The 5,239-nt window shown below is 59.0% G+C and carries 7 protein-coding genes and 1 tRNA gene; 4 read left to right on the top strand and 4 right to left on the bottom strand.

All coding sequences use genetic code 11. From position 1 onward, the window contains the following. Positions 1-771 (top strand): HTH-type transcriptional regulator BhcR (bhcR, locus tag EOA27_RS20570; RefSeq protein WP_145970441.1); only part of this gene is annotated, 771 nt, incomplete at its 5' end. Here the strand turns inward: bhcR and EOA27_RS20565 are convergent. Further along, positions 768-1,127: a hypothetical protein gene (locus EOA27_RS20565; RefSeq protein ID WP_126082821.1), complete on the bottom strand. Its 360-nt coding sequence runs from the start codon at positions 1,125-1,127 to the stop codon at positions 768-770. The genes bhcR and EOA27_RS20565 overlap by 4 nt on opposite strands. Before the next feature lie 153 nt (positions 1,128-1,280). Here EOA27_RS20565 and EOA27_RS20560 point away from each other — a divergent pair, with 153 nt between their 5' ends. After that, the gene (locus EOA27_RS20560) at positions 1,281-1,700 is read left to right on the top strand and encodes a hypothetical protein (protein ID WP_126082822.1); all 420 of its coding nucleotides are present in this window, start codon (positions 1,281-1,283) and stop codon (positions 1,698-1,700) included. Between the two features lie 488 nt (positions 1,701-2,188). Here the strand turns inward: EOA27_RS20560 and EOA27_RS20555 are convergent, their stop codons facing one another. Then, on the bottom strand, positions 2,189-2,506 hold the full coding sequence (locus EOA27_RS20555) for a BA14K family protein (protein WP_126082823.1): 318 nt from the start codon (positions 2,504-2,506) through the stop codon (positions 2,189-2,191). 227 nt (positions 2,507-2,733) lie between these two features. Here EOA27_RS20555 and EOA27_RS41555 point away from each other — a divergent pair, with 227 nt between their 5' ends. Both EOA27_RS41555 and EOA27_RS20545 read left to right on the top strand, forming a co-directional pair. Continuing rightward, positions 2,734-2,901: a hypothetical protein gene (locus EOA27_RS41555; RefSeq protein ID WP_210214161.1), complete on the top strand. Its 168-nt coding sequence runs from the start codon at positions 2,734-2,736 to the stop codon at positions 2,899-2,901. A gap of 109 nt (positions 2,902-3,010) precedes the next feature. Further along, a tRNA-Thr gene (locus EOA27_RS20545) sits at positions 3,011-3,086 on the top strand. A 108-nt stretch (positions 3,087-3,194) separates the two neighbouring features. Here EOA27_RS20545 and EOA27_RS20540 read toward each other — a convergent pair. Both EOA27_RS20540 and EOA27_RS20535 read right to left on the bottom strand, forming a co-directional pair. Next, positions 3,195-4,373: a hypothetical protein gene (locus EOA27_RS20540; protein WP_127257012.1), complete on the bottom strand. Its 1,179-nt coding sequence runs from the start codon at positions 4,371-4,373 to the stop codon at positions 3,195-3,197. A gap of 392 nt (positions 4,374-4,765) precedes the next feature. Then, the coding region (locus EOA27_RS20535) for a TetR/AcrR family transcriptional regulator (RefSeq protein WP_127257010.1) at positions 4,766-5,239 on the bottom strand (474 nt) is incomplete at its 5' end.

The raw sequence follows: 5,239 nt of genomic DNA, 5'->3' as shown, positions 1-5,239 counted from the left end.
CCATCCGAAGCGGCGTCGGTGCAGTCGCTCGACCGGGCGCTGCGCATCCTCGCTATCGTCGCCGAGGCCAGCGGCCTGTCGCTCAGCGAAATCGCCGCGCAAAGCGGCATTGCCGCCTCCACCGCCTATCGTATGCTGACGACCCTGGAAAACCACGGCATGGTCGAGTTCGATACGACCGACCAGCTCTGGTCGGTCGGCGTCGAGACCTATCGCATGGGGGCCGCCTTCCTGCGGCGGCGCAAGCTGGTCGACCGCGCCCGCATCGTCATGCAGGAGCTGATGGAGAAGACCGGCGAGACCGCCAATCTGGGGGTCGCCGAGGATGATTGCGTCGTCTTCGTCAGCCAGGTCGAGACGCATCAGGCGATCCGCGCCTTCTTCCGGCCGGGCACACGCAGCCCCTTCCATGCTTCCGGCATCGGGAAGGCAGTGCTGGCGCATCTCGAGCCGGAACGGGTAGCCGCGATCCTGCGCAAGGCAGGCCTGCAGCGCTACACCGACAAGACGCTTTCCGACATCTCGGCCCTCGCCCACGATCTCGCCACCATCAAGCATCGCGGCTGGTCCGTGGACGACGAGGAACGCCACCCGGGCATGCGCTGCGTGGCCGCGGCCATCTTCAACGAATATGGCGAGCCGATCGGCGGCATTTCGGTGTCCGGCCCGACGGTGCGGGTCACGCCCGAGCGGCTGGCCGAAATCGGCCCGCTGGTGCACGACGCCGCGGTCGAGGTGACGAAGATGATCGGGGGCGTGAAAGCGTATTAGGACACGCCCGGCAAGGCGCTCTTGGCCGATATGTCGAAGAAATCGAGCAGGATGGCCAACCCGACGCCGCAGGCCGCCAGGATAAGGCCGGCGATAAATATCCGACTGGCGCGGTCATGAACGCTTCGCTGCAGGGATTTGATGTCGAGCAGGATGGCGAGCGCCCGGATCTGCAGCGCAATGCCGACCAGGATCGGCAGGACGGCGACCAGGTGGTAGGTCTGCCATGGGATCGGGTTGGCCGCCCAATGCGTGATGAAGCCTAGCGAGAACGCAAGCAGGATGCCGACGATGGTGATGGTGCCGTTGCGGAAAACTGGTTCGACCCGTTCTTCCTTGGGATCCTGCTGGTCCATGCCACCCTCCCCTCGATTGGCGCCAAAGCCAGACTAAACGCTTGCAAAATCGCTGTACATCGCTGGATGCCTGGCAGGATCCGACCGGGCATAGGCCGGACCACCGGCTTGACCATCTTGCCGGGGCGTCGGGATGCGTGCGAAAGGGCACGCATGCGGAAAACAGTCGTCCTTCTATCCGCCGCTTCGCTTTGCGGATGCGTGGCGGCGGCACCGGCGCCGGTCGAACCCATCGGCAATCCCAGCGGCAACCCGCTGGTCGATCCTGTTCCGATCTCGCTGGCGATGGAGGAGATCGTCACCGCCGGCGTCCGCCAGCACCTGAAGAACCCGCTCGCCGCCAAGTTCCGAACGATGCTCGCCGGAGAACGCAGTTTGAACGGCCGCCACGAAATCGTGGTGTGCGGCTATGTCGACGACAAGGGTTCTTCGGGCGGCAACGAGCCTTTCATCGGCAAGATCTATCCCGATGCCGGAAACAGTTTCGAACTCGTCGCGATAAATGACGCCTCAGTCAGCGGCGCCTGCAAGGCGGCCGGACTGGCGATGCCGGAGCTGAAGCCCAATTCCTAAATCGGTCGGGGCGGGAAAGCTGTTCGCTTAACCAAGCCAGTTAGGCTGGTGGCACTGCACAGGGATTTTGAAAGCTGCCGTTTGTCGACGGGCACGATTTTCACCGTTCCTTTCCGGGAAATCAGCGCAAACGCCAAGGATTGGCCGAAGCCTTCCAACCTCGTCATCCCTGGGCGGAGCAGCCGCGAAGCGGCGTCGCGGAGACCCTGGAATCCATTCCGTGACCGTGGTTAAGAGTGCAGCGGAGCAGAATTCTGCACCGCGGCAGCGCTCATGCATCACGGAATGGATCCTCGGGTCTGCGCGCGTCGCTTCGCTCCTTGCTCCGCCCGTGGATGACGACTGAGTGGCGTTTCGGCCAATCTCCAAGGCATGCGCAACATAAACATAGCCGACCAGTCAAAATCCCTGTGCTGGGAACTGGTGTCTAACGCTCGAACGCAAGAAAAGGGGCCGCGTGCAGCCCCTCTTTCCTGGCCCGCCTTCTCTTACAGATGGCAATAGTGCGGGTAACCGTCGTAGCCGATATAGGTGTTCGTATCCGGGTCATAGCTGCCGTAGCGGGCCATGCAGCGGCGAACATGCCAGGAACCTTCATAGCCGCCTTCCTCGACATAGACGGTGCGGGGCTGCTGCTGGGCGAGCAGGCTGCCGAGCACGAAGCCGCCGACGCCGGCGGCGATGCCGATGCCGAGCTCGCGGCGGTGATGATGGCCGTGGGCGGCCGAAGGCTGGACGGTGCCGACGAGCGAGCCGGCGGCGACGGTGGTGGCGATGAGGCCGGAAACGATGGTGCGCTTGAACATGACGATCTCCTGGTTTCGTTGGAGAGGCGAACCATCCGCCTCTTGATCGTCTGTCGCCGTGGCATCGAGAAAGGTTCGAAGATTTTTTGAGATTTTTTCCAAGGGAGTAGCGAATAGCGCGTAGGCAATAGCGAATAGCGACCAGAACTGAGGTCCTCTATTCGCTATTCGCTATTCGCTCACCTCATCCCATCCCCGTGACATGCCTCAGCCAGAAGGCGAGCACGATGAAGCCGACGAAAGTGGCGACGCCGGTCCAGTCGATATTGGCCTTTCTTCAGATCGCTGACGACCTTCACCAGGAGAAGCCAGGTCACGACTATGAGCGGCAGGATGATGACGAATCTGATCATGCGGCACCCCGTTCGATGCGATTGCGCCCGAACAGGATGTAGGAAGCGGTGCGCCACTTTTCAGCAGGTCGGCAAAGCCACAGCCTCCACCAGCAAGCCAAAACTGAGTTTTGTCTTTACTGGCGCACGAAATGTGCTACCGGAGCGCCGTGCCCTTGTAGCTCAGCTGGTAGAGCAGCGGTTTTGTAAACCGAAGGTCGCGGGTTCGATCCCTGCCGGGGGCACCAGAAGTTTCACAACTCAGCCTGACTTCTTGATACCTCGCCCCCTGACGCGCACGTGCTTAACGGGGCCGATCTCTCGCATCTCTCCCGATGATGAAGGCCGGACCCACTTTACGGACCCGTTGTGCGGTCGCTTTCAGATATAGGCAAGCCGCCTCGCAGGTCGGTTACATACTTTATCAGCTGTCGTTTTTCGTCATGCAGCGCAGGAAGGCTCTTTAGGAAGAAACTTTCAGGCGTCCCATACCGCGCTTCGTCTTGCTCTTTAGAAAGGATGATCCATTCGACAGTTTCGAGGGCGGCCAACGCGTATCCCAGCCGACTGTTAAGTTTTGGCAGAACTGAGAAGTCGCAACTTCTTACCCTAATCCACCTGCTTCCAATTAGCTCGTAAACCCTGCCATCGCCATTTTTCTGAAGAGCAGGACTATGATCTAACCAACCCTCTTTCTGATATTGCCGACGCATCGGTTGGGCTAGAATCTTGGCAGAAGGAATGCGACAAAAACGGGTTCCAAAGCCCGGGGCGAAAATTCCCGCACCGGGAATGTACGTGGCCGAACCGTTCTGATTCATGCTTTTCCCGAGTCCGAAAGCTGTTGATAACAAAAAGGTACTGCTGGAATACACGATAACTAGGTCTTTCACACGGAGCGTGATTGCTGACGGCGTTGTCAGAAAACCATCGTTGAGACAATCCCACAGGTCAAGTGGAGGCCTACCATCTGATATCCTGTAAATTATTGCTAGTCGATCAAATGCTCCCACACGTTTGTTGGGAAACGATATATCGCCATAGCCAAGTCGAATATTGTGACCACGCAACGCGGTCGCCATATGTGCAGAAGCGGATTTTATCTTGTCCAGCCAATCGAAGGCCGCGTCAAGTTGGGTCCACGTCAATCTCCCGCCATCAACCATGGCTTTCACAGCCGTGATCGATGGGTCCTCTATCTTCCGCGCAAACAACCTGTTGCATTCTTTGTGGGAATTTAAGCTAAGCTGACGCCAAGTCGGTTGAATGGTCTCAGACACTCGGAAAGCTGAAGCTTTCCTTTCGCCCACATCGCCAGCATATTTGTGCAGCCATTGCGGAAGTGGATGCTCCAGCGACGCTTCTTCCCCCGCGATCACCCCACCGCAAAGGACACAAGTCGTAATAAATGTGTTTTGGATGCCTGCGCTGTCAGCAATCTCAAGCCGACCGCCAGCCTGGAAACGGCGGGGTATAAATGGCAGGTTCTCACCCGCTGGTCGAGCGACCTCGACCAGCGGCGTAACATCTATCACCCCGTCTCCGCCCGCACTCATGCCACGTTCATAGCGCGTTTAAGCAGCATTGCTAGCTTGCATTTACCGCCAGTAAGCCTCTGGAAGTGGACACGTACCCGGAGATTAGCCAATCCAATTGAGATATTTTTGGCGCGCTTCTGGAGACCGATGGCAGAATTTTCTGTCCGGTTGGAATACGAAGGATGGTTCGGGTTGCGGTATAACAAAGACCCCGTTCAGATTTTGAGGATCGCGGACACCGATAGCTTCACAGATCGCGGACACCGATAGCTTCACAGGTGGAATGTGGGGTAAGATAAAAGAATGACATTGACGGCATCACAGCTAAGCCAAAATTTCCATTCGAATGGGGATCTCCAGGCCCTTCGCAGCATAGTCGTACGGCGAGCTCACACCCCAATCGCCGCCACCAGCACCCGGTTCTGCCTTCGTATCGCCGCCCTCAGCTCCGGTATCCTCGCCTCGTCGCGCTTCACGAACTCGATGAACATCATGTTCATGTTGTTGAAGATCAGCTCGCCCACCGCCGAGCCGTCGATGTCGGCGCGCACAAGGCCGATCTGCTGCAGGCGGGCGATCAGCGCGCTGATCTGCCGGGTCAGCTCGCGGTCGAGCGCGGTGTAGGTCTGGCCGAAGAGGCTGTCGGGCAGTTGCGTCGAAATCGCCATCGCCTGGCGCCACATCTCCTTGCTGAGGTAATTCAGCGAGTGCTCGATATAGATGCCGATCAGCGTGTCGAGCGCGTCGCCGACATTGGCGGGCGGGCTGGCGACCACGCCTCGCCCGGCATTCAGCACCTCGTTGACCTCCATGGAAACGATGGCGCCGAGGATGTCCCCCTTGTTCTGGTAGTAATTATAGAT

The sequence above is a fragment of the Mesorhizobium sp. M2A.F.Ca.ET.037.01.1.1 genome (assembly GCF_003998075.1).
In the GTDB taxonomy this organism is placed as follows: Bacteria; Pseudomonadota; Alphaproteobacteria; order Rhizobiales; family Rhizobiaceae; genus Mesorhizobium.
Note: the sequence above shows the minus strand (reverse complement) of the source record. Positions and strands in the feature narration are given on the sequence as shown.